The organism is Acinetobacter sp. LCT-H3, assembly GCF_001866125.1.
In the GTDB taxonomy this organism is placed as follows: domain Bacteria; phylum Pseudomonadota; class Gammaproteobacteria; order Pseudomonadales; family Moraxellaceae; genus Acinetobacter; species Acinetobacter schindleri.
The window spans coordinates 139,206-165,164 of sequence record NZ_MODX01000001.1 but is presented as its reverse complement, the minus strand read 5'-3'; the positions used below and the strand labels follow the sequence as shown (position 1 = coordinate 165,164).

Here is a 25,959-nt window from a genome sequence, read left to right as displayed (position 1 = left end):
GTTTTGAATTTAAAACTTAACTTTGTACCAGCATGTCTTTTTTCATGTCTTTATAACGCTGGTATTCATTCTTGTACTGCACAGCTAAAGCGGTCTTTTGTTCTTCTCCAAGAATTTTACCTGCCTGCTGAAAGAAGCCATGTTCTTCTTCTTTTAAATGATGATGAACTTTTTCTGAAAGTCTTTTGGCAATCGCAATCCAGCCCGGATTACTAAATTCGGTTGCAGTCAGCTCTTCAATCATCTCATCCATTTCATGATGTTCTGCCAAGGCATGACGGGTAATATTCAATCCCGAATCAGTCATCATCAATGGAATATAGAAATAGCGGTCTTCTGCGGTTTCATGGGCAAAGAGTTCATTTTTAAGCTGCTTGAACAACTCACGGCGTTCTGCCGTATCCCCGGAAGTTTGTAATAATTTTTCAGCGAGATCACGCTGAATTTCATGACTTTCCCTGAGTGCTTCAAAAATGGTGGTCATGTAATTTTTCTCCTGTTTTTGTCATGCCTTTTTGCATCATAAAGAGGAAATGGCCTGGATTCAGGAGGTTTTATAAGTAGAAATTGTATAAAAAACTTTAATATCGAGAATGGTTTACATCTATTTTTAAATCAAAAACATCTGATAAGCCATCCGGCAGATCAGCAAACTGACCAGTATGAGAAACAGAATCCGGATAAAACCGCTGCCATATTTAAAGGCCAGTTTCACCCCAACAATCGAGCCTGCAATATTCGCCACCGCCATCATGGCACCGACCATAAACAGCACATGACCTGTTGGAATAAAGAAACTCAGTGCAGCCAGATTCGTAGTGAAATTGGCAATTTTCGAAAGTGCTGACGCATGTAAAAAATCCACGCTCAGATAACGGATAAAGAAAAATATAAAGAAACTGCCCGTGCCCGGACCAAAAATTCCGTCATAAAACCCGATCATCAAGCTACCAATGGCAGCGAACATCAGCATTTTCCGTGTCAATTTTTGCTCGACATGTACCCGGCCGAACTGTTTTTTCATGAAAGTATAGACCGCGATCACGATCAGCATGACCAGCACAAAAGGCTTGAGAATATCGACCGGAATTAGCGTGACGCTGGCCGCGCCAGCAAAAGAACTGATATAGCTACACAAGGCAACCACGCCGAGCAAAGCCCACGGCAATTTCACCTGTCGCAAATAGGAAAGTGCCGCGGAGGCTGTGCCGAAAATGGAAGCCAGCTTATTGGTACCGAACACGGTCGCTGGCTGCAGATACGGTAGGCTGCTCATAATCGCTGGAATCTGGATCAGACCACCACCACCGACGGCGGCATCAATTGCCCCTGCCATAAAGGCAAAGCCAATCAGACTGATGATGATCTCGATGTCCATATCAACTTTCTCTTAATATCTACTAGAGATTTAACACACGCTTCGGCACCAGACGCTTACGATCAGTAATTTCTGCCAAGCCCAGACATTTCTCACCGTCAAATACCAGCACTTGTGGCTCTGCCGGATGGTCAATATTACTTTCCATACCATGGCTAAAATATTCAGCACGACCTTCTGGGGCTTGAACCTGCGGAAAATGCTGCACTGGCGCATAAGCCGGTAGCAATAAAGCTTCACGCTCTTCTTCGCTCAGGCTTTCCAGATATTCAATGGTATAACTTGGAATGATGTCAAAATGACCCGTTTGCGTACGATGCAAATAAGTCAGATGACCATAAGTACCCAATTCCTTAGCAATATCTTCACCCAGTACACGGATATACGTGCCTTTAGAACAGGTCACGTCCAGCGTGATGCTATTTTCAGTAAAAGATAAAAGTTCGATGGCATAAATGGTAATTGGACGCGCTTCACGCTCAATTTCAATACCTTTACGCGCCAGCTCATACAGTGGACGACCTTCTTTTTTCAGTGCTGAATACATCGGTGGTACTTGCTGGATTTCACCAACAAATTGGGCAATCGTATCCTTGATTAGCTGTTCATTCAGTTCAGGAACAGCTTGTTCAAGCAGGATTTCCCCCTCGACATCACCGGTAGTCGTGCTATGACCTAGAAAAATAGTCGTTTGATAACGTTTGGTGGAATCCAGCAGATAATGCGAAAACTTGGTCGCTTCTCCCAGACAGACTGGCAATAAACCAGATGCCAATGGATCCAGCGCACCTGTGTGTCCGGCTTTTTGCGCACGATACAGCCAGCGTACTTTTTGCAGTGCAGCATTTGAGCTGATGCCTAGAGGCTTATTTAACAGGAACACACCGCTGATATGACGACGCTGAATTTTAGGAGATGAAGATTTCATGGCAAAAAATCAGACAATTTTTAAGTTGGCGCAATGGTAAAACCCTGGTCAATGTTTTACAACTTTTCTATGCTATTCAATCTGTATTTATGGCATATTGAGCCGATTCATTTCTTGATAATAATTGAAGAAAAACAAAATAAAGGTGCATAGGACATGCAGAAATATAAAATATGGATCATTGTTGCTTTAGTGATTCTGTGTCTGGTCACGCTGTTACTGTGGCTTTCCCCTCAGGATGAAAAGCAGACTTCGAATGAACCAGATAGCGCTCAGCCAGCCATGCTAGATACAGAAGCAAACGCCCTGAATGTCAGTGCCCAGAACAATACTTTTTTTGCCAGCGCCAGCCAGCAGGATACCGAAATCAACTGTAAGATGCAGCTGGATAGCAGTAATCGCCTGATCGTGAATGAACAGACCCGCAACTGTTTTGAATATTTCATTACCCAGTACGGTGAAAAAACCATTGAACAGATTCAGCAGGACTTTAAGACCTATATTTCTCAGAACCACAAAGAGCCTGCCCTGTCCCAGATTCTGGATCTGTGGGATCGTTATATGCAGTATCGTCAAAGTCTTGGTGAAATAACCCCACCTGCCGGTCTGAATCAGGAAGATCCTGCCTATTACCGCAGTATCTATACCAGCACCCAGAATCTGCGTAAACGATTTTTCTCTAATTATGAAATTGAAGGACTGTTTGGTACCGAAGATACTTATCATGAATATACGCTGGACCGTATGGCAGTTCTGGCAGATAAGAACTTAAGTGAAACTGAAAAAGCACAGAAACTGAAAGAACTATTTCAGCAGTTACCGGAAGATTGGCAGGAAAATCTGGAGCAGCTCAATAAGCTGGAAGATTTACGTAAACTGACCGCAGATATTAAAGCGCGTGGTGGCTCGACTGAAGAAATCCGCCAGATGCGTTTAAATCTGGTTGGTCCTGAAGCCACACAACGTCTGGAAAATCTGGATAGTAAACGCACGAGCTGGAAGTCCAGTGTGACCAGCTATTTAAATGAGCGTGATAGCATCATGCAAAGCGGCCTGAATGACAGTGCCAAGCAAAAAGCAGTTCAAGAGCTACGTGCGCAGCATTTCAAAAAACCGGAAGAGCGCCTACGTGTAGAAACTTTTGAACAGGTACATGATCAGGGAGGAAAGCTACCCTTTGCAGATTAAGCCTGAAAGCCATCACCTGTTGATGGCTTTTCTATCACTGCCATTTGGACAATTTTGTACTTGAACTTCAAGGAGCTACTTCTATGATTGTTTCAAAATATTTTCTTTTACATAAATTTACTTAAGCAAATTATAAATATTTCAAAGACTTTTTATTTAAATACATGTGTATATAAAACATACACTTAAAATTAAACTTCCTTCTGTCAAACATGTCCCCAAATGACATGGTTTTAGACAGCTAAAATGAAAAAATACCGCTACTTACAAAGAAAAATGGCTCAGCCATTCAAGGCTAAGACTGTATTTTATTTTAAAACGTCTGATGGTGTGGGCTACATCACTCTAGAAAAGCAATGATTGCTTGAATAACGATAAAATTAAAAAGGGACGGTTATGCGTACTTTCAACAAGACAGCACAGTTACTGACTGTGACTTTAGCAGCGGCTTTGGGCTTAAGCTTTGCTGCACAAACCCAGGCAGCGGCAAGTGCCACACAAGTCATCGAAAAGACCAAGTCCGATTATGCCAAAACCAAATATCCGATCTTGATGGTACATGGCTGGCTAGGCTGGTCACGCATTGGTACCGATAGTATCGGACTGGATTACTGGTATCAGATTCTGCCGGATATGGCTCGTAATGGTTCGACCGTATTTGCTGCACAATTGTCTCCCGCAAATACCACGATGCATCGCGGTGAACAACTGATTCATCAGGTTGAAGATGTTCTGGCCATTACCGGCAAGAAAAAACTGAACTTGATTGGTCATTCCCATGGTGGGCCGACGGTACTCTATGTTGCAGCAACCCAACCGCAGTATATCGCTTCGATTACCGGCGTGGCAGGCACCTACCACGGTTCCAAAGTCGCAGATGATATCCAGAACAATAGCCTGAGCCGTACTGCCTTCAACATTCTAGGTGATTATATTGTTGGACCTTTGATTGCACTCGGTCAGTTGAAGCCGGAACTGGAAATTGATTTTGATGCTTCCATGAAATCTCTGACCCAGACCGGATCTAATACCTTTAATGCCACCGTGGCACAGCAAATGGTGAAAGATGGTGTACTGGCTTCCACCGAAAACTGTAATAAAAATTTAAAACAGAAAGATAGTAAAGGCATTCATTACTATTCCTGGACAGGCGTAGCCCAAGCCACCAATGCTCTGGATATTGATACGATCCTGATGCAGTTAGGCCCTTTATCGTATGGCAATAAAGACAATGATGGCATGGTGTCACGTTGTAGCGCGTTCATGGGTAAAGTCATCCATGACCAGTATAAACTTAACCATACTGATCTGGCCAATATGATGTTTGGTCTGAAAGGAATGTTTGCACCAGATCCGGTTGCTCTCTATCGCCAGCACGCCAACCGACTCAAATTACAGGGCTTATAACGCGAGTGCCTATATTTCCAGTGAAATATAGGCTTTTTTTTCTGATTCTTTTTTTATTTGGCTTATCCGTGATCTGAAAGCTGTAATGGAAAAATAATAGATCACTTAAGTTTTTGCTGTGGGTTTCCCGATTGGCTGACCCTTATTTTTTAATCAAGCACCACCTTTATAGCCGTAACAGCATAGAAAACTGAGTTCCTGCGATAAGGGAACTTTGCACAACGGGATGAGGATCATCCGGTTAAAACAACAAAGTGAGGAAAATATAATGAAATGTAGAGTACTAATCACTGGTCTGCTGCTGGCGGGTTCATGTCTCAGCACTCAGGCATCCACCCAAGCCAGTCAGGTCACTGCAAAAGCCAGTTCCAGCTATGCGAAAACCAAATATCCAATTGTTTTTGCACATGGCATGGCGGGCTTTATTCAGATCGGTACCGATCAGTTTGGCTTAGATTACTGGTACCAGATTCTGCCAGATCTGGCGCGTAACGGTGCCAATGTCTGGGCAACCCGTGTTTCACCATTCAATTCTTCCGAAATCCGCGGTGAACAACTTCAACATCAAGTTGAAGAAATTCTGGCGATTACCGGTGCAGAAAAAGTCAACTTGATTGGTCATTCTCACGGCGGTCCAACCATTCGCTATGTCGCAGGTGTAGCACCGGCTCTAGTTGCTTCTCTAACTTCAGTCGGCGCACCACATAAAGGTTCTCCTGTTGCAGACCTGATCCTGCAAGCAGAAGGAACACCTGTACAAGGTCCTTTAGTGGGGGGAATCAATCTGGTATCTAAAGCCATTACTTGGGCACAAGGTCTGGATCCAAACAGTTTCCCACATGACTCTCTGGCGGGTGGTAGCAGTCTAACCCTGGCAGGCTCTGCGAAATTTAATCAGAAATATCCAATTGGTATGCCAACTACAGCTTGTGGTGAAGGTGCCTATCAACAGAAAGGCATTTACAACTATTCATTCACAGGTGTTGGTCAAGTCACGAACCAGCTTGATCCTGATTCAGCACTTAAAGTCACTGCCCTGCTCATTGATGGTGGCAAAGAAAATGATGGGCTGGTATCACGCTGTAGCGCCAAGTTCGGTAAAACCATTCGTGATAATTACAACTGGAACCATCTGGATGAAGTGAATATGGTGCTTGGCTTGAAAAACCTGTTTGCTCCAGATCCGGTGGATGTTTACCGTCAACATGCCAACCGGTTAAAACTACAAGGCTTATAAAGCAATTTGTATGATCAGCCCTAGTCAACATGAGTAGGGCTTTTTCATATCTTCTTAAAATGGAACTTTATGAAACTTAATATTGCATTGATGCTATTAGCCATGACATCAACCTTGAATGTTCAAGCCAATATCTCTCATGTCCAACAGGCAGAAACAAAATTTATCATATCAAGCTATGCAAAAACCCAATATCCGATTGTCTTTGCACATGGACTTCTCGGCTTTAATCGCTTAGCAACAGAAAATTTAGCAATGGATTATTGATACCAAATCCTGCCTGATTTGGCACGAAATGGTTCCACCGCTTTTGCAATACGTATGTCCCCATTTAAGCGAATTACGTGGCGAGCAATATGTGGCTCAACTTCATAAAGTCCTAGCCATTAGAAGTACGAAAAAACTCAATTTAATTGGCCATAGCCATGGTTCACATGCGGTACGTTATGCTGTGGGTGTGATGCCTAAGCGAACTGTCTCTGTACTAACGGTAGGCGGTGCCAATCAAGGCACGGTTGTTGTATCTATCTGATGTGATGAATCTAGCAAATAGTACAGGTACTGCTGAACTACTGAATGTACTGATTAATCCCTTCGGAAATGTACTAATGTGGGGACAAAGGCTAGATGGGCAAACGTTCCCTCACAACGCATTGCCAGCCGGTCATAGCACTTCTATGGAAGGAACAGCCGAATTTAACCAACGTTTTAATACGGGACTATTCTTAAAGAAATGTGGTGAAGGAAAATATCAAGAGCACTATATTCAGTCACCGGTAATCAGCCTACAACCAATGCTTTAGATATCAGTGATGTGGTCATCAAAGCCTTAAATAGATTATCTGCCTATAAAGAAGGTGCCAATGATGGTATCGTATCGATGTGTATTGCAAAATTTGGTAAAACTATCCGTGATGATTATCCATGGAATCATTTAGATGAAATTAACCTGATGTTTGGCATCAAAGGGGCTTTTGTGCCGGATCCTGTCAATGTCTACCGCCAACATGCCAACTGTTTAAAACTGCAAGGTTTATAAACCTAAGATTCAGACATAAAAAATGCGCCGAAAGGCGCATTTTTTTGCTTGGAAGCAAGGCTAAAATTAACCTTGTTTACGAGCTGGCAACTTTTCACGAATACGTGCAGCTTTACCAGAAAGTTCACGTAGGTAGTAAAGTTTAGCACGACGAACGTCACCACGACGTTTCACTTCAATCTTAGCAACGATTGGAGAGTGAGTTTGGAATACACGCTCAACGCCAACACCGCTAGAAATTTTACGTACTGTGAACGCAGAGTTCAGACCACGGTTTTTCTTAGCGATTACAACGCCTTCAAACGCCTGTAGACGTTCACGGTCGCCTTCTTTTACTTTTACTTGGACAACTACTGTGTCACCTGGTGCAAAAGCTGGGATGTCTTGTTTAAGCTGAGCATTTTCAACAGCTTGAACTAAAGGATGCTTACCGCTCATGGAGTATCTCCAATATTGTGGGTCAGAAGAGGTCTGATATCCACTGGGGCTAGAGGCTAAAGCGCATAGACCCGATTGACTTTCCCTTTATGCTTGACCGCTTCAATGCATAAAGAGTCTATTTAAGTGTGGCAAAAAAGCGAAGCTTCATGCCTTTTGCGCTCGGAGAATAAATTAAGATTTATTCCCTTGCAAATCTTTTAGCCATTTTTTTTGTTGCTTTGTCAGTTCGACTTGTTCGACCAATTCAGGTCGACGTTCAAGCGTACGCTGATAACGCTGCAAAAAACGCCATTTTTCAATATTGGCATGATGTCCCGATTTTAAAACGTCTGGCACATCCATACCTTCAAAATGGTCTGGCTTGGTATATTGTGGGCAATCTAATAGACCATCCACAAAGGAGTCTTGCACATGGGATTGTTCATCCGACATTGCACCCGGAAGTCTCCGGATAATACTGTCCAATAAAACCATCGCAGGGAGTTCACCACCCGACAATACGTAATCTCCAATCGACCATTCCTGATCAACATATTTCTGGATCAAACGCTCATCGACACCTTCATAACGTCCGCACAACACAATTAGTCCGTCATATTTAACGAAGTCCTGTACCGCAGGTTCATTTAAGGTTTTTCCTTGCGGTGACATATATACCACAGGAACATGAACTGCACCCGCTTGCGTTGCAAGCTCTTTAGCACGATGAATTGCTTTCGCTAATGGCTCAGCCATCATCACCATACCGGGACCACCACCAAATGGACGTTCATCCACCCGTTTGTAATTCCCTTCAGCAAATTCGCGTGGATTGATGCAATGAATTTGCATCAAATCACGTTGTGCTGCGCGCCCGCTAATACCGAAACGTGTAATCGCTTCAAACATTTCAGGAAAAAGCGTAATGACTGCAAAAAACATCGCAGACTCCCGTGTTTCCAAAAATGTTAGTAGTCTACGCCCCAATTGACATAGATACGACCAGCTTCGAGATCAACGCGTTGTACCACATCTTTATGCCATGGAATCATGCGCTCTTCGCCATCAATGCTATCAGGGGTTGCGCGAATCACCATGACATCGTTAGCGCCTGTCTCAAACATTTCATGGATTTGACCGAGGTTAATTTCCTGTTCTTCATCATCTAGACCTAACACTGTTAGACCTTTTAAATCAGACCAGTAATACTCGTCCACACCTGCTTGAGGTAGTTGAGCTTTTGAAATCCAGATATTTGCACCAACCAGTTCATCTGCGCCAGTGCGATCACTCACACCTTTAAGCGAAACAACTAAGCCTTTGCCATGTGGTTTCCAACGTTTTACATCGACAATTTGCCAACCTGTTTTGGTCTCAATGTACCAAGGCAGATAGTCAAATATGTTGCTCATAGGTTCTGTATTGGAATAGACCCAGAGCCACCCATTTAATCCATATGCTGAACGTAGCTGTCCAATCTGAATACGATCTTCGGGAACATTCTGTGTTGGTGTCATGGGCTAGCTACTACCGTATTAAACAGCAGCTGCAGCTTTTTTAGCTTGAGCAGCTAAAGAAGCAACACGATCAGAAGGCTGAGCGCCTTGAGATACCCAGTGAGCAAAACGGTCAGCATCTAAACGAAGTTTTTCTGCTTTACCTTGAGCTGTAGGGTTGAAGAAACCGATACGTTCGATGAAACGACCGTCACGTGCATTACGGCTATCAGTCACAATGATTTGATAGAACGGACGTTTTTTAGCACCACCGCGTGCAAGACGAATAACAACCATGATAGAACCTTATAGTTTTTACGGATTATTCATGTGCCGACCACCGGAACACTTCAAACCCCTTTCATAGAGGGCAATATTTTACGCGAAGTTTGCCCTGAATGAAAGATCAAAAATTGGTTGGCTACAATTTTGGGTTTGGATTAGCGGCCGTCCCAATTTGAATTTACTGCTAAAGCACTACCACAGGCACTGGCAGTCGCTGTTACTTTTGACCAGTAACGTTGACCAGTATCATCCAAACAACTTACCCCATCATTCTTCTGACTTCCTGTGGGTGAAGGTATAGCACTTAGCACCCAGCTTGTTGCTGCTGTATTAAAACTTAAATTAAGTGTATACAAACCATTTTGAGATAAAGGAGTAGCTGAAGAAAAGCCTAGCTTAGTTAAATCAATCGCAGTTGTTGGATTAATCTTATAGTTAAAATTAGTTGACTTGTATTGTTGCAATCTACTTGCTATGTCAATTAACTCGGCCTGTACCTCAGTCCGCTTTGTTTTTCTTACATGCTCCTGATAAGAAGGAAAAGCTACTGCTGCAAGAATAGCGATAACAGCTACCACTAACATCAGTTCAATAAGAGTAAATCCCAACTTGTTTCTTACCACGTATTCACTCCTCCTGTGCCACACCCTGTATAAGATACATTTGCTCTAGTCTGATTTTTACACTGGATTCCTGTACTCGTCATAAGAAAGGTAAAATTATTCGGATCTTGGCTTTCTGCTTTAATAGCCCATCTTTGTCCTAAAGCGGTAGTATTAGTTAAAAGTTTAGTAGTATCTGTACCATCTCGAACAGAAACAATATATTTAACTGCGGTTCCTGAACTATTTAATGGCAGGTTTAGCTGCGCATTAGTTGTACTATAACCAATTAAATTTCCACTATTATCTTTATACAAATAGCTAGGATCAAAACCTAAATAGCTGAAATTTTTACCTTTATGGCGCTCTAACTGCTCTGCTAGCTTTTGTATTTCCTGCTGGGCCTGACCAGCGATTGCCTTTCGGGTATGAGTCTGATAACTCGGGATTGCAATGGTGGCAAGAATAGCCACAATTGCAACCACCACCATTAATTCAATTAATGTAAATCCTTGTTGCGGCATACGCATAGTCCAATGATTATTGTGCATATTTTTCATACCAACGATTTGGAATAAAACGTAAGGAACCGCCTGTTTCCAGGAACTTTCCATTTGCTCCACATGCCGCACCTTTACATGGACTACAGTTAGGTCCTGAGCAAACATCATTTGGATCAGGTACCACCAGACTCCGTTTATTTGGATCATTATCTGTACTGCCCACATTTGGACTTACAATGCCTGATCCTAAATTATAAGTGTAATTCGCATCCTGCTTACATACACCTGTTGGCAAACATAAACGCTGTGTAAAACTATGCCCTTTTACCCCAGCACCACAACTTGAAGTAGTACCATTATTAGATGCGTCATATTGAGTAACATATAGACTACCCTCTAAAGCAATTGGAGTAGTTAGACCTTTAATAATGTTTGCTGCAGCTTCACTACCATCAAACTTTTTATTAAACACATAATACCAGCCTCCCCACCCACTAGTTTTATTTACTGTAGTTGAAGACGTAGCGTTATTGACATATCTCAGCTGGGTAGGGGCTGGACTGGTAGCGGAGCTACTCGCCAATGTTCTTGCTTCCATATTTGAAGTTGGATAACGTCCTTCAGCAGTACTTGGATAAGCATCATAATCATAGATCGCATAGGCAGCATCGTATTGTAAACCTAGAGGATCTTTCTTTTGTGCTGAATCTGTCGTACCTACCAATGGAGAACTTTGATTTCCAGACACAAAGGTAGCAACTACAATATTTCCGCCATAAATAGCATTACTACCTGCGCTATAGTGAGCCGTGAAGGCTGGCATCGTATAAAAACGCGGACTCGTACCATTATTTTGATTCAGATTTAAAATTCTGGTGGCTTGAGCAGTAAATGTTGTAGCGCCATCATTCTTAAAATCCACTCTAAAGGCCTGTCCCGCAAGATCACCAAAATATAGATGATCAATAACTCCATCATTATTTCGGTCTACTGTACGAATCTGACTTACAACGCTATATTTTAAGTTCTCATTTGTACTTGAATCTGCATTCCATAATAAATCACCTGTATCAGCATCAAAGATATAGACACCAGCACCGATTTTATTGTCTTGCTTATAGTTATAGCTTTCATAACCTGCGTAACCTGTACGTACGCCTTGGGTTTTTAAACCATCTCCATCCGCTCCTCCTGCATCATATCCCCCACCAACAATCATTACGAGTCTGCGCTTACCTTGCCAGTTAATATAACCCAGGCTAGGTTTAGACCAGCTTTGACCCATTTTACTTAATGCACTATAGGATTTACCGGCAGGAGTTTTTTGTGAATATACCTTGCCTGTACTTGGATCAATATGAAATTTAATTTTTGGACTATTAATATCGGTTAGATCTAGGGCGTAATAACTACGTCCACCCATTCGCATGCCGCCATACACCCATTGCTTACCACTTAGATTTTCTGTATTCCCATCCAAGTCAGTACGAGAAGTTCCTTTTACAGTTAGAGTCCCATCACTTTTACTGACATAGATTGTGTGAGCAGTCCATTCGCCATCCATACCATAATAAAGAGCATCTTTCCCTCCCGCCAGATTTCCTCCTTCATTTTTGAAAGTTTCTGACTGACCTTCAATAATTTCTTTAGGAACAAAAGAAAATTTTTCTACCCCAGTCTCTGCATTTACAATATGGATCAAACCTTGAGTTGTCCCGAATAGCACATAATCTTCACGATTTTCACTTCCGATACTAACTTTACCCGTATTAGGGTCTTTCACGGCTACTGCCTTACCCTGCTGAGTAATCAGGATAGGTTTAGAATGCAGAATGCTTCCCATTTGTCTTACTGTAGCCGAATAGGTAGAAAGATCCAGATCATTCGTAGAAATATCACTCGGAATATTAAAACCAAGTAGGCTCATCAATGCTCTTGAATAAGTACCATCTGTTTTAGTCTTCGCATTAGTTGTATAAGTGTAATCAATTTTGACTAGATCTAAATTACGAGAAACTTGCTCAGCTACCGGTTTAGTTCCATCATAACTATAGTCAGTTAAAAGAGTTCTCGCAGTTACTGTATTACCCGCTGTATTAGTCCCGAGCCCCAAAGGAAGCTGACTTAAAGCCCCGCCCTTTTTAAATATTGGTGCATTCTCTGGATAACTAATCCCAGCTTTGGCCCAGATATCCGCTAAATCTTGCAATTTACTTTTTTTCACCACCACGGTTAAATCGCTAGGCGTTTTACTTGCATAAACTCCATTGTTCACTACATGGAATTTTTTCAAATTACCAAACCAGATCTGCTGACGGTCTACCGGATTCACTTTTGGCTCAAACTGAGGGAAATAAGAATAAGGTTGTACAATCGCAGGATTCAAATCATCCAATGGAATCGTTGATGAACCGGTACTCATAGATGGAATATCTTTATTCAGCTCTTCAACAAATTTATTAATACTGTCTGAAATATCTTTAGAGTTAGAACCAGCTTTCCAGCCACCGCCACCCAGTATTCCCCAATCTTTAGCATCTTGCACATCAGGATTGCTATCCCCACTAAAATCGCTACCAAACCCTACAACAGCAGTTTTAATTTTTAAACCGACCGGATTTTTTGCAGGATCTAGTAAAGCTTGTGCATATTTACCAACACATGCCCATCCATTTCTGGAATCCATGTAACCGCTACGATTTCCCAAAGGACTTACAGAGCAATCAAATTGAGTTCCTTTATTCCCCAAGGACGTTGACATTAAAGTATAGGCTGTACCGCTTTTACCATCCCAGCCCATCGCTGTACCACCAGGCTGCGGTTCACCATCAGTCAAGAAATAAATCCCTTGACCGCTGCATTCTCGTTTTTCTGGATTATTAACTTGGCCGCTAATGGATTGAGGTGCCAAATAAGTACGAGTCTTACTCGTATCTTTTGCATCTCCTACTGATAGGCTAAAACCACTATAAGTACTGTCGCTTGTAGCCTGCCCCATTAAATATGCTGCAGCTTCTGAATAAGCATAAGGTGTAGGTGTACCACCACTTGCCTTGAGATCTTTAATCGTTTCTAGCAGCAAGTCACGCTGGGTCACATTTTTAGTGACATAACGGACTTTTTCTACGGGACGAGTTTTAATGACTGTTTCATAAACAGGTACTTCACGTGTACCTTCCTTATTTCTCTCATAAAAAATTACGCAATCATTGTTATTACCAGCTGTACAGGTAGTAGTAGGAAGAGTATCACTAAATCCTGAAGGACGTGTTTCGGTACGTGTCCCCCATGAGCAGGTATTATTAGTCCAGGTACAGGTTTGATAATAAGTTCTTTTGACATTAGATCCTCCCCAGCAGAAACCAAAAATACAGGTTTGATTCTCTAGTCGTGTTTCCGAATATCTTGTCCACCGTGGCAAGTCATAATAATATTTTTCTTGCGTCGTCCCCGTTTGAACCCTTTCCTCATATTCTTCTTGATCAATATAGGTTTCTGCTACTTGGTAAGAACGGATTACTTCACTCAAAGGACGTGCAGGCACACGGATATAACCATTATCTCCAGCAAAGGTAGATAGGCCTAATACGATTTTATCACTCACCCGAGGTACAGTAGGAGTGCCCTGTAAGATTTCTCTCAACCCATCTTTTAAACGGGTCAAACGATCGTAACAACGATAGTTACCGTTTGCTTGTTTTTCACAACCCGTTTGAGGATCCTTGACTTTAGAACTAGCTGCACTAGCAGAAACTGGACAATAATAACGTGAATAAAGAGGGGTTGTTGTTGTATCTTCTACTACACTACTTCTTGATCCTACACATACACCATAATCATCCTGGATACTCATGGACGTATTACTGTATCCTGCCCCATACCCCATACTGCCTGACAAGTCGAGCATCAGCATTAAAGTCGTACTACCCACACTATCTTCAGGCACTTTATAAATTTCGATGTCGCTTGCATAACTCATAGGGAGCGCAGCACATAATAAAGCAGTTAATACTGTAGAGATTCCCGCTACTTTAAATTTAGAGACAATCGTTTTTCGGAAAAATGGTGTCATATTCACTTGTTTTTTTATATATTTCATCATTAGCATTCCTTTACGATGTTCCTTTTACAGGTCTTAGGGTGTATTGCATTTCCTGATCGCTATAAGGCACATTATGATCCTTTAAACACTCTGCTACCGTCTTATTGGCGGCCAAAGAATCATAAAAACTTGTGTAATTGGATAAGCAGTTTTGGATATCTGTTGCAGAGCTTTCACTTAAATTTGGAATAATAGAAATAACGTTGACTGCCACTTTCTGGATCTGTTGAGTTTTTGATAGCTGGGCATCATCTCCTTCCAATAAATGTTCCCAATCCAGACCAGAACTATCCGCTCGAATGCCCACTCGCGTCATTACTGCTGAACGGCCACTAATGAAGTCTGATTTACGAGAAATTTTGCAAAAGCCGATATTTCCCAGTTGAGAATTTTTAATTTGACTACCTTCCCAATAGACAGCACTTGCATTCCGGCTCCCCTCCAGAGTATTCGCATCCCCCCCACGAATACAGAATACAAGTTCTTTATCCTTATTTTCCGGTCTTAATACATAAGCCAGCATTCCATCCCCAATCCTCATATTGGTTAGCGCAAAATCATCAGAAGTCTGATTTTCCAAGCTAAAAAATATGGCATCAGAGGCTTGCTGAAGCAGGGCCTGTGCCTGCGTATTCGTAGCAATATTTAAGGAGGTTAAGCTTCCTCTGATTGCCCAGGTTCCCACTAAAGTTAATAGGATGAGCATAACCAGAACTACAATTAAAGTAGCTCCTCGCTGTATAGATAAAGCTTTCATTGAGGATTCTCCTGAATACCAAATCCATTTCTCAGTGCTACTGTTTGGGTAACTACTTGCCTCATATACAAATTATTTTTATTGTCAGCAATTAAAGGCTTATTAATATCAAAAATTTGATAGTTTTTATTTGGGTCAACAGCACTATTATTCCCCACACTATCTGGTGAACGCACCAGCATCCCTAATTGAAGAGATACAATCTGAGGTTTAGTTGCCAAAGCTAAATAATTAGGAATACTAATGTAGCCAAAACGATCCAGTACCCCATCCTGGCCTGCAACTGCTGGTGATTTGGTAGCATCAACAGTGTCACTGGCGACACCTAATAAAATGTGTAAATGGTCGACTCGAGGAATAATGACCTCACCGTTCCCATTTAAGTTATCAAGTTTAAGATCATTATCACCAGAATAGCTGGTAGCTTTACAGGCTAATGCTAAAGCAGCATTTGGATCATTATTTACCTTGCTATCTGCTCTTAAAAAATAACGTTCGACTACATATACATTTCTAGCAATTTCAGTACCTTCACAGTCATATTTATTATTAATAGTATTGCGATACTGGATCACCAGTTGATCGCTTTTTAATCCCTGTAAATTTGAAGGTCCGATATTTCCTGCTGTCATGAGGTTATTACTCGCATCAGCTCCAGTGATCTTAAACGTTGAATTGGTACTAAGATTGGCCCTATCCAAGACAATTCCACCATGTAATATCGAGGGATCCATAATCGGTTTGCCTGAATTTAAATTCGCCAGACGTATATTGCGCAACATATATTCCAGACCAAAACTGGCACTATTTTGCAAATTAGCTGCGCCTTGTTGTATAGCCATATTTTTTTGAGCGGTAATATAAAGTTGTATAGCTGCAGCTGTAATAAGTAACCCCAATACTAGGGCAATCATGAGTTCGATAAGTGTAAAGCCAGACTGTGGTCTCATCCTTAATATGCCTCCATTACCAAGCATTGTGCACCAACTTTATATACTCCATTCGCCATACATGTAGAGATATCATCTTTTGTAATCGCTGTTTTTCCCCACGCTATATAAATACAGGTACGACTGCTTCCCTCACACTGTTTCATCACAATCGTCTGCCCCAAACTTTCTGCCTTACTTAAAATCTGTGTTGCATCATATTTGGCTATTTTTTGGCTATCACATGCGGGTACATAGGTAGAGCTACTTCCTAAACAGCCTGTTTCTGACTGTTTGGTGTTGATAGCAGTTACATAATGATTTAAAGCTAAACGATTAATGCGCATGCGATCGGTCAAATCGCGAGCCACTGTCATGGCCATTGTACGGTCAGTTGCTTCTGTCATCGCCTGAAGTGCACGAAGCTGCAATACTGAGAAACCTACTACTCCTACAGCCAAAATAAAAAGTGCTACCAATACTTCCATGAGTCCAACACCATATTGTGACTTGATCATCAACATGCCCCTGCTTTATTTTCAATTTTTTCAATTACGCCCGTTCTAGAAATACTGATTTCCTTTGAAGTAGCCAATTTCGTACTGCATACTGTAAAAACGAGTGGAACTACTTGATCAATTTTCTTAGGATTAGTAGTGTTATTTTCAGGTAGAAGTGGATTAAAGCTAGGATTATCAATTTGCTTGTTTCTTTTAGTGACCAGACCTATGGGCTGAAATACTACATCTGTCGTATCACTGGTAAGCCTTATATCGCTGTACTTAGAGGTCCAATAAAACGTAGTCGCATCGTTAGTGCCACTAGTAAATTTTATAGTTACCTGTTTACGCAGTGCAGCAGATTGGGCTCGAGCTTGACCAAATAAATATGCAAGATCTTTAGCCGTATTATCTAACTGTTGTTTTTTTAAAATATTCCCAAAAGAAGGCGCTGCCATTATCGCAACAATCGACACCACCGCAATTGTCACCATCAGCTCAATTAATGTAAATCCTTTTACTTTTTGCATCCTGCCCTCAAACCAGCGAAACTTTACCTCATTAAAAATAGTATCTAATTAGATTACAAAACCCACACAAATAGAGATGAATGGCATAAAAAAACAGATAACTGCAAAAATTAGTTATCTGTTTTTTTAAAATTATAAATCAGGTGATAAGTGCGACATCTTAAGCTTGAGTAACTGGAATACGTAATTCTTTCGGTAGGCTGAATGTAATATTCTCTTCTCGCCCATCCAGCTCATGTGGTGCTTGTGCGCCCCAATCCTGTAAACGCTGAATCACCTGTTTAATTAGAATCTCTGGTGCGGAAGCTCCAGCAGTTACACCAATTTTAGAAATATTGGTAAACCATTCCTGCTTTAGCTCATCGGCATTATCGACCAGGTAAGCAGCTTTACCCATGCGTTCAGCGAGCTCACGTAAGCGGTTTGAATTTGATGAATTTGGAGATCCGACTACCAACACAACATCACAACGTTCAGCTAAGTCACGTACAGCATCCTGACGATTTTGAGTGGCATAGCAAATATCGTCTTTACGTGGGCCTTGAATCAGCGGAAATTTCTGGCGAAGAGCATCAATCACTTTCGCCGTATCGTCAATTGATAAAGTGGTTTGCGTGACAAAAGCTACTTTTTCAGGATTGCGTACCGTTAAAGCAGCCACATCTTCTTCATCTTCAACCAGATAAATCTCACCACCACTTTTTTTGTCATATTGCCCCATGGTGCCTTCAACTTCCGGATGCCCTTCATGACCAATTAAGATCGCTTCAACCCCTTCACGAGCATATTTGGTCACTTCAATATGCACCTTGGTTACCAAGGGGCAAGTGGCATCAAAAACTTTCAGACCACGGCGTTCAGCCTCTTGCTGGACTGCTTTAGAAACGCCATGTGCACTAAAAATCACAATATTATCATCAGGAACTTCATCCAGTTCATCAACAAAAATTGCACCGCGTTGGCGTAAGTCATCTACAACAAATTTGTTATGCACGACTTCATGACGCACATAGATCGGTGGATTGAAACATTCTAGGGCACGGTTCACGATCGCAATGGCACGATCCACACCGGCACAGAAACCACGCGGGTTGGCTAAAACAATTTCCATAGAATCCTCAATACTCACTCAATTTATGCTGCAACAATTGAAATAAATGTAAAACAATCGACGTACAACTATTTAGTTTAAAGTCGCTCTACTCTAAAATAGAGAAGATATTTTATCATATCAGGAAAAATATCATGTCGGGTCTCTTGTTTGTCGTTTCTGCTGCGTCTGGAACAGGCAAAACATCCCTCGTTAAAGCTTTACTTGAACGTGTCAACAATCTTCATGTTTCTGTTTCTCATACGACACGCGGTCAACGACCTGGCGAACTCGATGGTGTGCATTACCACTTCTCTACCAAAGAAGATTTTCTCAATCTGGTCAATGAAGGTGGTTTTATTGAATATGCTGAAGTCTTTGGTAACTATTATGGTACTGCACAAGCAACTGTAAAAGAACAACTGGCTAAAGGTCATGATGTCCTGCTCGAGATTGACTGGCAGGGTGCACAGCAAGTCCGTCGCTTATTTCCTGAATCCAAACAAATTTTCATTTTACCGCCGAGCCAGTTTGACTTGCGTCAACGGCTATCGAACCGTGGTACAGACTCTGTTGACGTGATTGAGCATCGTTTGAGCTGTGCGGTAGAAGATATGCAGCAATATGTTAACTTTGATTATGTCATTATCAATGATGACTTCAACAAAGCGCTGCATGATCTGGAAGCCGTGATTATTGCCAACCGATTGGCACTTCATCAGCAAGCGAATCGTCATGAAAAACTGATTCAGGCTTTAATTACACCAAGCGAAGAGTGATTAAAACTTGAGTCTACAGGCAAAGCCTTTTATACTTCGCAGTCTGTTAAAATATTATTCAAACGAGAATTCTTATGGCACGCGTAACCGTTGAAGATTGTTTAGACCATGTAGACAACCGCTTTGAGCTTGTACTAGTGGCAAGCAAACGCGCGCGTCAATTGGCACGTCAAGGCATTGAACCAACTGTAGAATGGGACAATGACAAGCCAACCGTTGTTGCTCTACGTGAAATTGCAGTAGGTCATGTATCTAAAGACATCCTGAAACAACGTGACCAAGACTACCAGACTTCTAGTCTAGACCTTGCACTTTCAGCAAATAACCTGAATCTGGACGGTTTTTCTTTCCAATAAGAAACCCTTCTTATAAAAAGCCTAGTTTTCAACTAGGCTTTTTTTGTTTTGTGACTTTTATATTCTGTCTAGAACGGTTATAACATAAGGTCGAGTTATCAAGTTTATGCAGTTTTTCCGTGAATAGAAACGGAATAAATTGACAAACTTTGCGATTTGCTTTTCATTAAAAGTATTCGCACATTTTTAGTAAAGAATTCAGTTTTAAAGGTGTTTTATGCCAGGCCCACAGGTCAGTCAAGCCAAGCAACAGCTTAATATCATCATCGACGCTTATTTGAGTGCCAGTGAAGTCGAGCGTGTGCTTGCCGCCTGTGATTATGCGGATATTGCCCATGATGGCATTACCCGTAAAAGTGGCGAACCCTATATCCTGCATCCGATCGCTGTGAGCAGTATTCTGGCGCATATGCGTTTAGATGCCGAAACTCTCATGGCAGCCTTACTCCATGATGTGATTGAAGATACGGATTTCAACAAGGACGACATTGCTGAAAAATTCGGCAAGACGGTAGCTGAACTGGTGGACGGCGTCACCAAACTAAGCCAATCCAGTGATAAGGAATATAATAAAGCCGCTTCTTTCCGGAAAATTCTTCAGGCTACCCTACAGGACCCACGTGTCATTATTGTGAAACTGGCAGACCGTTATCACAACATGACTACCTTAGATGCCTTACGCCCAGATAAACGTGCACGTATTGCCAAAGAGACTTTTGAAATTTTCGTACCGATGGCCCGGCTGGTTGGTATGAATGAGATGGCCGATAATCTGGAACATCTCTGCTACCAGAACCTGGATCTGGACATGTACAATAATGTCCAGACTGCCCTACAGCAAACCAAATCCAAACGCTGTGAATATCAGGCGATCTGGGAAAGAAAACTGAATGAATTACTCCATCAGTATAATATCCAGGGCCGAATCAAAAAGAAAAATAATAATATCGAGTTGCTACGTCACTTTGTTAAGAATGATATTAACCTGCAGGAACTCACTCATAGTCACGCCTTTGAAATCATTTTACAAAGTATTGCTGACTGTGACCGCTTTGCAGAACTCTTGGAAGAGAGCTTCCAGGTATTAAGTTTTGCCGATCATATTCGTCGCCCGTTGCCGGGTGGCAACCAGTCGCTGAGTATGCGTATCAAAGGGGAAAAGACGACACTTTCCCTGACCATTCAAACTGAACTGATGCGTAAAGCCGCACGTTTTGGTGTAGTCCTTGGTGAAAATGCACCTCAAGCCTGCCGTTCTGCCATTCAGGCTTCCATGCAGAATCTGAATGTTCTGGTGGATGGGGATTGTGCCAAGACCACTTTTAATGAATTACTGGATTATCTGCATCAGGAAAAAATCTGGGTTTATACTCCTCACGGTCAGCTACATGAATTACCACAAGGCGCGACTGTAGTGGATTTTGCCTATTCTGCCAGTCTATTTCTAGGTAATCACGCGGTTGGTGCCAAAATTAATGGCGACACCAAACCACTTTCTACGCCTTTAAGTAGTGGTCAAGTCATTGAAGTGATCACTGATGTGTTAGCTTCACCAAATCCAGACTGGCTCAGCTTTATTAATACCCAAAAAGCCCGTCGTGCGATTCAAAACATACTGCGTGATCAGGATATTGACGAGCAGCGTATGGTCGGTGAACAGGCTTTAAATCGTGCTTTAAAATTATTTAATCGTTCTATTCAGGATTTAACTGAAGAGGACTGGGCCAATATTCTGCAATGGCGTCATATTCCGACTCAGGAACGTCTGTATGAACAGATTGCAGTCGGTGATTTATTACCTCAATTGGTCGCCAATCACCTCTTTGCTCAAGATGCAGAAACTGGCTCCAACTCGACTCGTTTAATTCAGGGTACAGAAGGGGTCGATGTCAAATACGCGCACTGCTGTAATCCGGTACTGGGTGATCCGATTCAAGGTCATCTGACCCGCCGTGGTCTGATCGTGCATCGTGCACGCTGCCATAACTTGCTACATGAGCAAAATTTGCATCCAGAAAATATGATGCCATTGCAGTGGACCTCTGAGGACATTGAAGATATCAGCTTTACCGCTTATCTCTGCATTGACCTATCCATGGATGATGAACAGATTTCCGAACTGATCTATGAATGTCGTAAAGCCAAGTCTGGTGTAGAGTCGGTACGTAGTTACGAAGGTAAGACTTATGTCAACGTAGTCGTACATAACCGTAAGCAGATTGCCCAGCTGATTCGAGACTTGCGTATGCATTACGGCTTCCCGCGAATTATCCGCCTATCCCAACCAATAAGCATTTCAGAAGCTACATCGAAGGCGAGTTAATCATTTAAAACGATAATGCTTTTGCCCATGGCCATGATCTAATATGATGTATGTTGATGATAAAAGGAGAAATTGATGTCCCGCCAAGTGATCCATACTGAAAATGCCCCTGCTGCGATCGGTACTTATTCGCAAGCGATTCTTGTTGGCAATACCTTGTATCTTTCAGGTCAAATTGGTCTAGATCCATACAGCATGGAACTGGTTGAAGGCATCGAGGCTCAGATTCGTCGCGTATTTGATAACTTGAAAGCAGTTTGCGAAGCAGCTGGCGGCTCTCTGGCAGATATTGCCAAGCTCAATATTTACCTGACTGACCTTTCTCACTTCCAGCTCGTCAACCAGATTATGGGGGAATACTTTGCTCAACCTTATCCAGCACGTGCTGCCTTAGGTGTAGCAAGCTTACCTAAGGATGCACTGGTTGAAATGGATGGTGTAGTGATTATTAATCAATAAGTTATAAAAATTACTAAATCCCCAGCCTGCAATATTTAATTCTAAATTATAAATCGCTCTTGCGCAGAAGTCCGAGCAGCACTCGGATTTCCGCTCAGGTGGTATTTTTTTATCTGAATCATCGATCATTATAAAAAGCATTTTCAAATGATTTTTATTGACAAACGATAACAATTATCAATAATATCTCTTATCTTATTTATTCACTGTGGTTGTATCCTATGTACGTTTGTCTATGCCGAGGCATTACAGATCAAGACATTAAAGATGCTATTGCAAATGGCGCCGAAAGTTACCGTGATGTGCGTGAAATGCTTGACCTAGGCACATGTTGTGGTCGTTGCGCTCCAGAAGCCCGTATGATCATCAGTGATGAAGTTTCCCAGATTGCGGCGCGTCTGGCAGTTGCAGCCTAAATAGCATATTGAATACCTCTATAAATATAATGATAAAAACAATGATCTCCGATCATTACTCCTCCCCGCCCTCGACTCTGGCGGGTTTTTATTGTTTTAGATTTCATTTGATACTATTTGATTGCGATTTTCATTTGCAGTTCAATAAATTACTCGCCATTACCGAGCCATATGATTTAAGATAATCTGATATAAAAACCCATAAATACAAATGGGTCATCAAGCTATACGGAGTGATACAATGAAAGGCAATCGTGATGTAATTAATCAGCTGAACCAGGTGTTGTATCACCACCTGACCGCGATTAACCAGTATTTCCTGCATTCACGCATGTTTAATGACTGGGGCATTGAAAAGCTAGGTTCAGCCGAATACAAAGAATCCATCGTGCAGATGAAACATGCCGATAAAATTATTGAACGCATTTTATTTTTAGAAGGTCTGCCGAATTTACAGCATCTAGGTAAACTGTATATTGGTCAGCACACTCAAGAAGTGTTGCAATGTGACGTACGCAAAGTCAAAGAGAATATTGAAACCATCCAGCAAGCTGTGGCTTTAGCTGAAACTCAAATGGATTATGTGACTCGTGATCTGGTTCAAGAAATTCTGGAAAAAGAAGAAGAATATTTAGACTGGACAACGACTCAGCTTGATTTGATTCAAAGTGTGAGTATTCAAAACTATATTCAAAGCCAGCTTTGATTTCTTAAAGACATAAAAAAACCATCATGATGATGGCTTTTTTATTGAGCTGAAACTATTTCTGCATATCTTTAATAACTTCATCATAGTTCAGTTCAGTTTTTTGAATCGTATTCATACGCCAGAGCTGGTGATGTGCCTCTTTAATATAACCATTATAGGCCAGTAAACGAATATATTTTAGCAAGTTGTATTTGGTTGGATAACTCACCACCAATTTTTCATGTTGATGGATTTCGTCCTGACTCATCTTGGTATAAGGATCTACCCGGATCCAGGCAATACGATGATTAAATTCCGTCAGCAAGAAGATCGGCTTTTCATTGGTAATTTTTTCCGGCTGCTGTTCATAGCGAATGCTCTGACCGAGTTTTGGTACAGCGGTATCATAATCCCGGTAAATGACTGCAATTAAAATAACACCAACCGCAAAGATGGCTTTTATCAGCCACGATGGCATAACAAGCTGCTTAGCTATATCTGAACGCTGCGCCAGTACTGTACCGATAATAAAACCTACTGGTAACAGGAAATAGGCATAGTGCTGTGGAAACTCAAACATAGCATGCGTAACAAAAGCACCGATCATTAATATGCCAATGACTGACTCCGGCGTTTTCACCCATCGCTGTATTTGATAGCCCAGATAGCCGAAATAAGCTAAGAATGGGACACCAATCACTACCCCGTTCCAGATCAGGAAATCGATAATAAAATTATGTGCGCTACGAATCCAGACCGGACCTTGAACCGTATCCGTGATTGAAACAAAAGCGATACTGGTCTGATACCAGCCATAACCAAACCATGGCTGGGCCTGAATCGCGGCCAACATTTGCTGCCAGATGGCGAGTCGTGACATATCACCTGTAGCACGCGAAACTACATCACGGCTTTGCACCACTTGGGTATCCATGACCTGAGTCGCCAATTGACTTAACAATGGAAAAGCGACAATACATGCAATAAAGAAAATGAACCAAGCGATGCTGTAATACCATTTCAGGCGAATAATCCCTTTATATTGGTAGAATGCCAGATATAACATGATCGCGATCGCAGCGACCCAGGCGGTCCGTGACTGACTTAAAGCCACGCCAATCACAATCACAGCAGCGCAGGCAAATAGCCATTTGGTTTGGATTTTTTTCTTTTCATATAAGTAAAGGCAGCTCATCAAAGCCATGACTAAAAAAGTTGCCATATTATTGGGTTGGGCAAAGTTGGCATAAGGCCGCTGGTTGCCACTAATATTGACCATGCCTGGCAATATTGAATCCAGATTCGTCCACTGACATACAGCAATTAAGCCTGTAATCGTTCCTGAAGCTAAAAATACATAGCTAAGATTGGTAAAAGTTTCTTCCCGGTTATAGTTTCCAGTTGAAAGGTTATAACCCAAAACACTTGCGAGCCAAAAACTAAAGATAAAAATAAAGCCCATCATGGCGGTGCTAAAGAAAAATACCTGTCCCATAAAAAATTGAATCAGCGGGACACAGGCGAGTAGCAACAAAGGTAAGGTTATGGCGGGTATTATTAATTTATCTTTTAAGCAAATTGCAGCTAATCCAAATAGCGAAAAAAAGGCATATAGCTCACCAGTATAGGTGACCCAAGGCCGATAATGAATGGGCATGAGCCATGCAAGGGAGATGAAGATTGCTGCGATCAGGGCGAGCATGAATTTCATGGAAATATCAGTCAATGAAAGTTTGGCACATGATAAACAAAAAGCAGATTAAAAGGTAATCTGCTTTTTTACATGCTTTAACTTTAAGGTTAAAAATTAATGATTTTTTAAAATTTCTAGTTTTTTGCTATGTATAAAAATTGTCAGTAGATTAACAAGGAGATTTCAAGACAAAACAAAAAACGCATCTATAAAGATGCGTTTGTATTTATTAAATAATTTAAGATAATTCAGTAATAGAAGTTTTAGCTGTACAGTTCTTAGGTTTTAATTCATCTGCAACGTTAGTATAGCAAGTCCAAGTACCAGCACTTGCTGGGGTAGTAGTTCCATTCGTAGTTGTTGCATCGGTATCTCCAGTACGCTCCCATTGAATAAATTTACCATTAATACGTGCACTTCCTTTAAGCTTACATTGAATAGTGGTAACACCAGCTACAGTGACATTCGCTTTGATACCAGCACAAGTACCGGATTGAGTAGGTAATCCAATTGCTGTTGGAGAACTAATTACAGCAGAAATACCTTCTGAAAGTTGAGCTTCTGTATTAGTTTTACCACCACTTATATCAGCTAAACCGGTAGCTACTTGAGCTTTTGCTGTGTAGTTTTGATAAGCAGGAATCGCAATTGCAGCAAGAATACCGATAATTGCAACAACAATCATTAATTCAATAAGGGTAAAACCCTTTTGTACTGTATTCATAACATTCTCCACAAATGTTTTTTGTTTATTTATAAGCCTAAAGAAAAAACTTATTTAGCTTAATTTTATATTTAGCACTAAGTATGCCAAGTTTTATTATAATAAAATTGACAGAAAAAACAGCAGTTTA

The 25,959-nt window shown here is 41.5% G+C and carries 29 protein-coding genes; 12 read left to right on the top strand and 17 right to left on the bottom strand.

All coding sequences use genetic code 11. The features are described 5' to 3' along the window. Nucleotides 1-16: 16 nt before the first annotated feature. The 3 genes from BK820_RS00820 to truB all read right to left on the bottom strand — a co-directional run bounded on the left by BK820_RS00820 (nt 17) and on the right by truB (nt 2,306). Entirely contained in the window at nt 17-484 is a 468-nt protein-coding gene (locus tag BK820_RS00820; RefSeq protein ID WP_004809925.1) for a hemerythrin domain-containing protein, read from the bottom strand. Nucleotides 485-610: 126 nt separating this feature from the next. Next, complete coding sequence (locus BK820_RS00815; RefSeq protein WP_071319822.1) at nt 611-1,378, bottom strand: sulfite exporter TauE/SafE family protein; 768 nt, start codon at nt 1,376-1,378, stop codon at nt 611-613. 22 nt (nt 1,379-1,400) lie between these two features. Then, entirely contained in the window at nt 1,401-2,306 is a 906-nt protein-coding gene (truB, locus tag BK820_RS00810) for a tRNA pseudouridine(55) synthase TruB (RefSeq protein ID WP_071319821.1), read from the bottom strand. 156 nt (nt 2,307-2,462) lie between these two features. Between truB and BK820_RS00805 the strand changes: the two genes are divergently transcribed. From BK820_RS00805 to BK820_RS15615, 6 genes are all read left to right on the top strand, one after another. Next, the gene (locus BK820_RS00805) at nt 2,463-3,494 is read left to right on the top strand and encodes a lipase secretion chaperone (RefSeq protein WP_071319820.1); all 1,032 of its coding nucleotides are present in this window, start codon (nt 2,463-2,465) and stop codon (nt 3,492-3,494) included. 396 nt (nt 3,495-3,890) lie between these two features. After that, nucleotides 3,891-4,901: a lipase family alpha/beta hydrolase gene (locus BK820_RS00800; RefSeq protein WP_071319819.1), complete on the top strand. Its 1,011-nt coding sequence runs from the start codon at nt 3,891-3,893 to the stop codon at nt 4,899-4,901. Between the two features lie 268 nt (nt 4,902-5,169). Further along, nucleotides 5,170-6,138 carry a lipase family alpha/beta hydrolase gene (locus BK820_RS00795; protein ID WP_071319818.1) on the top strand — a complete coding sequence of 323 codons (969 nt, stop codon included), beginning with the start codon at nt 5,170-5,172 and terminating at the stop codon, nt 6,136-6,138. 69 nt (nt 6,139-6,207) lie between these two features. Next, nucleotides 6,208-6,405 (top strand): hypothetical protein, encoded by a 198-nt coding sequence (locus tag BK820_RS00790; protein ID WP_071319817.1) that lies wholly within the window; start codon nt 6,208-6,210, stop codon nt 6,403-6,405. 28 nt (nt 6,406-6,433) lie between these two features. After that, on the top strand, nt 6,434-6,670 hold the full coding sequence (locus BK820_RS00785; RefSeq protein ID WP_071319816.1) for a lipase family protein: 237 nt from the start codon (nt 6,434-6,436) through the stop codon (nt 6,668-6,670). Between the two features lie 282 nt (nt 6,671-6,952). Then, on the top strand, nt 6,953-7,177 hold the full coding sequence (locus tag BK820_RS15615; protein ID WP_071319814.1) for a hypothetical protein: 225 nt from the start codon (nt 6,953-6,955) through the stop codon (nt 7,175-7,177). Between the two features lie 66 nt (nt 7,178-7,243). On the opposite strand, the gene rplS is transcribed toward BK820_RS15615, so the two are convergent. The 12 genes from rplS to ispH form a co-directional block, all read right to left on the bottom strand. Further along, nucleotides 7,244-7,615: a 50S ribosomal protein L19 gene (gene rplS, locus BK820_RS00770; RefSeq protein WP_004787066.1), complete on the bottom strand. Its 372-nt coding sequence runs from the start codon at nt 7,613-7,615 to the stop codon at nt 7,244-7,246. 174 nt (nt 7,616-7,789) lie between these two features. Next, nucleotides 7,790-8,539 (bottom strand): tRNA (guanosine(37)-N1)-methyltransferase TrmD, encoded by a 750-nt coding sequence (gene trmD, locus BK820_RS00765; protein ID WP_071319813.1) that lies wholly within the window; start codon nt 8,537-8,539, stop codon nt 7,790-7,792. 26 nt (nt 8,540-8,565) lie between these two features. After that, nucleotides 8,566-9,114 carry a ribosome maturation factor RimM gene (rimM, locus tag BK820_RS00760; protein WP_071319812.1) on the bottom strand — a complete coding sequence of 183 codons (549 nt, stop codon included), beginning with the start codon at nt 9,112-9,114 and terminating at the stop codon, nt 8,566-8,568. Nucleotides 9,115-9,132: 18 nt separating this feature from the next. Then, nucleotides 9,133-9,390, bottom strand: a complete 258-nt coding sequence (gene rpsP / locus BK820_RS00755) for a 30S ribosomal protein S16 (protein WP_005013161.1) — start codon at nt 9,388-9,390, stop codon at nt 9,133-9,135. 143 nt (nt 9,391-9,533) lie between these two features. Beyond that, the gene (locus BK820_RS00750) at nt 9,534-10,001 is read right to left on the bottom strand and encodes a type IV pilin protein (protein WP_048881779.1); all 468 of its coding nucleotides are present in this window, start codon (nt 9,999-10,001) and stop codon (nt 9,534-9,536) included. Beyond that, nucleotides 9,995-10,510 carry a type IV pilin protein gene (locus tag BK820_RS00745; protein WP_071319886.1) on the bottom strand — a complete coding sequence of 172 codons (516 nt, stop codon included), beginning with the start codon at nt 10,508-10,510 and terminating at the stop codon, nt 9,995-9,997. The genes BK820_RS00750 and BK820_RS00745 overlap by 7 nt, the downstream gene beginning before the upstream one ends. A gap of 10 nt (nt 10,511-10,520) precedes the next feature. Continuing rightward, the gene (locus BK820_RS00740; protein ID WP_071319811.1) at nt 10,521-14,585 is read right to left on the bottom strand and encodes a pilus assembly protein; all 4,065 of its coding nucleotides are present in this window, start codon (nt 14,583-14,585) and stop codon (nt 10,521-10,523) included. Between the two features lie 10 nt (nt 14,586-14,595). Further along, on the bottom strand, nt 14,596-15,342 hold the full coding sequence (locus BK820_RS00735) for a pilus assembly PilX family protein (RefSeq protein WP_048881777.1): 747 nt from the start codon (nt 15,340-15,342) through the stop codon (nt 14,596-14,598). Then, nucleotides 15,339-16,292 carry a PilW family protein gene (locus BK820_RS00730; protein ID WP_071319810.1) on the bottom strand — a complete coding sequence of 318 codons (954 nt, stop codon included), beginning with the start codon at nt 16,290-16,292 and terminating at the stop codon, nt 15,339-15,341. Before BK820_RS00730 ends, BK820_RS00735 begins: the two co-directional genes overlap by 4 nt. 2 nt (nt 16,293-16,294) lie before the next feature. Beyond that, complete coding sequence (gene pilV / locus BK820_RS00725; protein WP_071319885.1) at nt 16,295-16,789, bottom strand: type IV pilus modification protein PilV; 495 nt, start codon at nt 16,787-16,789, stop codon at nt 16,295-16,297. Continuing rightward, nucleotides 16,789-17,301, bottom strand: coding sequence for a pilus assembly FimT family protein (locus BK820_RS00720; protein ID WP_071319809.1), 513 nt, complete (start codon nt 17,299-17,301; stop codon nt 16,789-16,791). Before BK820_RS00720 ends, pilV begins: the two co-directional genes overlap by 1 nt. Nucleotides 17,302-17,461: 160 nt before the next feature. Then, nucleotides 17,462-18,412 carry a 4-hydroxy-3-methylbut-2-enyl diphosphate reductase gene (ispH, locus tag BK820_RS00715; RefSeq protein WP_071319808.1) on the bottom strand — a complete coding sequence of 317 codons (951 nt, stop codon included), beginning with the start codon at nt 18,410-18,412 and terminating at the stop codon, nt 17,462-17,464. A 134-nt stretch (nt 18,413-18,546) separates the two neighbouring features. Between ispH and gmk the strand changes: the two genes are divergently transcribed. The 6 genes from gmk (at nt 18,547) to bfr (ending at nt 23,430) form a co-directional block, all read left to right on the top strand. After that, complete coding sequence (gene gmk, locus BK820_RS00710) at nt 18,547-19,170, top strand: guanylate kinase (protein ID WP_004896246.1); 624 nt, start codon at nt 18,547-18,549, stop codon at nt 19,168-19,170. 74 nt (nt 19,171-19,244) lie between these two features. Beyond that, complete coding sequence (gene rpoZ, locus BK820_RS00705) at nt 19,245-19,526, top strand: DNA-directed RNA polymerase subunit omega (protein WP_004896248.1); 282 nt, start codon at nt 19,245-19,247, stop codon at nt 19,524-19,526. 217 nt (nt 19,527-19,743) lie between these two features. Further along, nucleotides 19,744-21,849, top strand: coding sequence for a RelA/SpoT family protein (locus tag BK820_RS00700; protein WP_071319807.1), 2,106 nt, complete (start codon nt 19,744-19,746; stop codon nt 21,847-21,849). 75 nt (nt 21,850-21,924) lie between these two features. Beyond that, nucleotides 21,925-22,308 (top strand): deaminase RidA, encoded by a 384-nt coding sequence (gene ridA, locus BK820_RS00695; protein WP_005223441.1) that lies wholly within the window; start codon nt 21,925-21,927, stop codon nt 22,306-22,308. Nucleotides 22,309-22,529: 221 nt separating this feature from the next. Beyond that, nucleotides 22,530-22,724, top strand: a complete 195-nt coding sequence (locus tag BK820_RS00690) for a bacterioferritin-associated ferredoxin (protein WP_071319806.1) — start codon at nt 22,530-22,532, stop codon at nt 22,722-22,724. Nucleotides 22,725-22,965: 241 nt separating this feature from the next. Continuing rightward, nucleotides 22,966-23,430 (top strand): heteropolymeric bacterioferritin subunit Bfr, encoded by a 465-nt coding sequence (gene bfr, locus BK820_RS00685; RefSeq protein ID WP_071319805.1) that lies wholly within the window; start codon nt 22,966-22,968, stop codon nt 23,428-23,430. Nucleotides 23,431-23,485: 55 nt separating this feature from the next. On the opposite strand, the gene BK820_RS00680 is transcribed toward bfr, so the two are convergent. Next, on the bottom strand, nt 23,486-25,123 hold the full coding sequence (locus BK820_RS00680; protein WP_071319804.1) for a PglL family O-oligosaccharyltransferase: 1,638 nt from the start codon (nt 25,121-25,123) through the stop codon (nt 23,486-23,488). A gap of 220 nt (nt 25,124-25,343) precedes the next feature. Further along, nucleotides 25,344-25,829: a pilin gene (locus BK820_RS00675; protein WP_071319803.1), complete on the bottom strand. Its 486-nt coding sequence runs from the start codon at nt 25,827-25,829 to the stop codon at nt 25,344-25,346. Nucleotides 25,830-25,959: the final 130 nt, after the last annotated feature.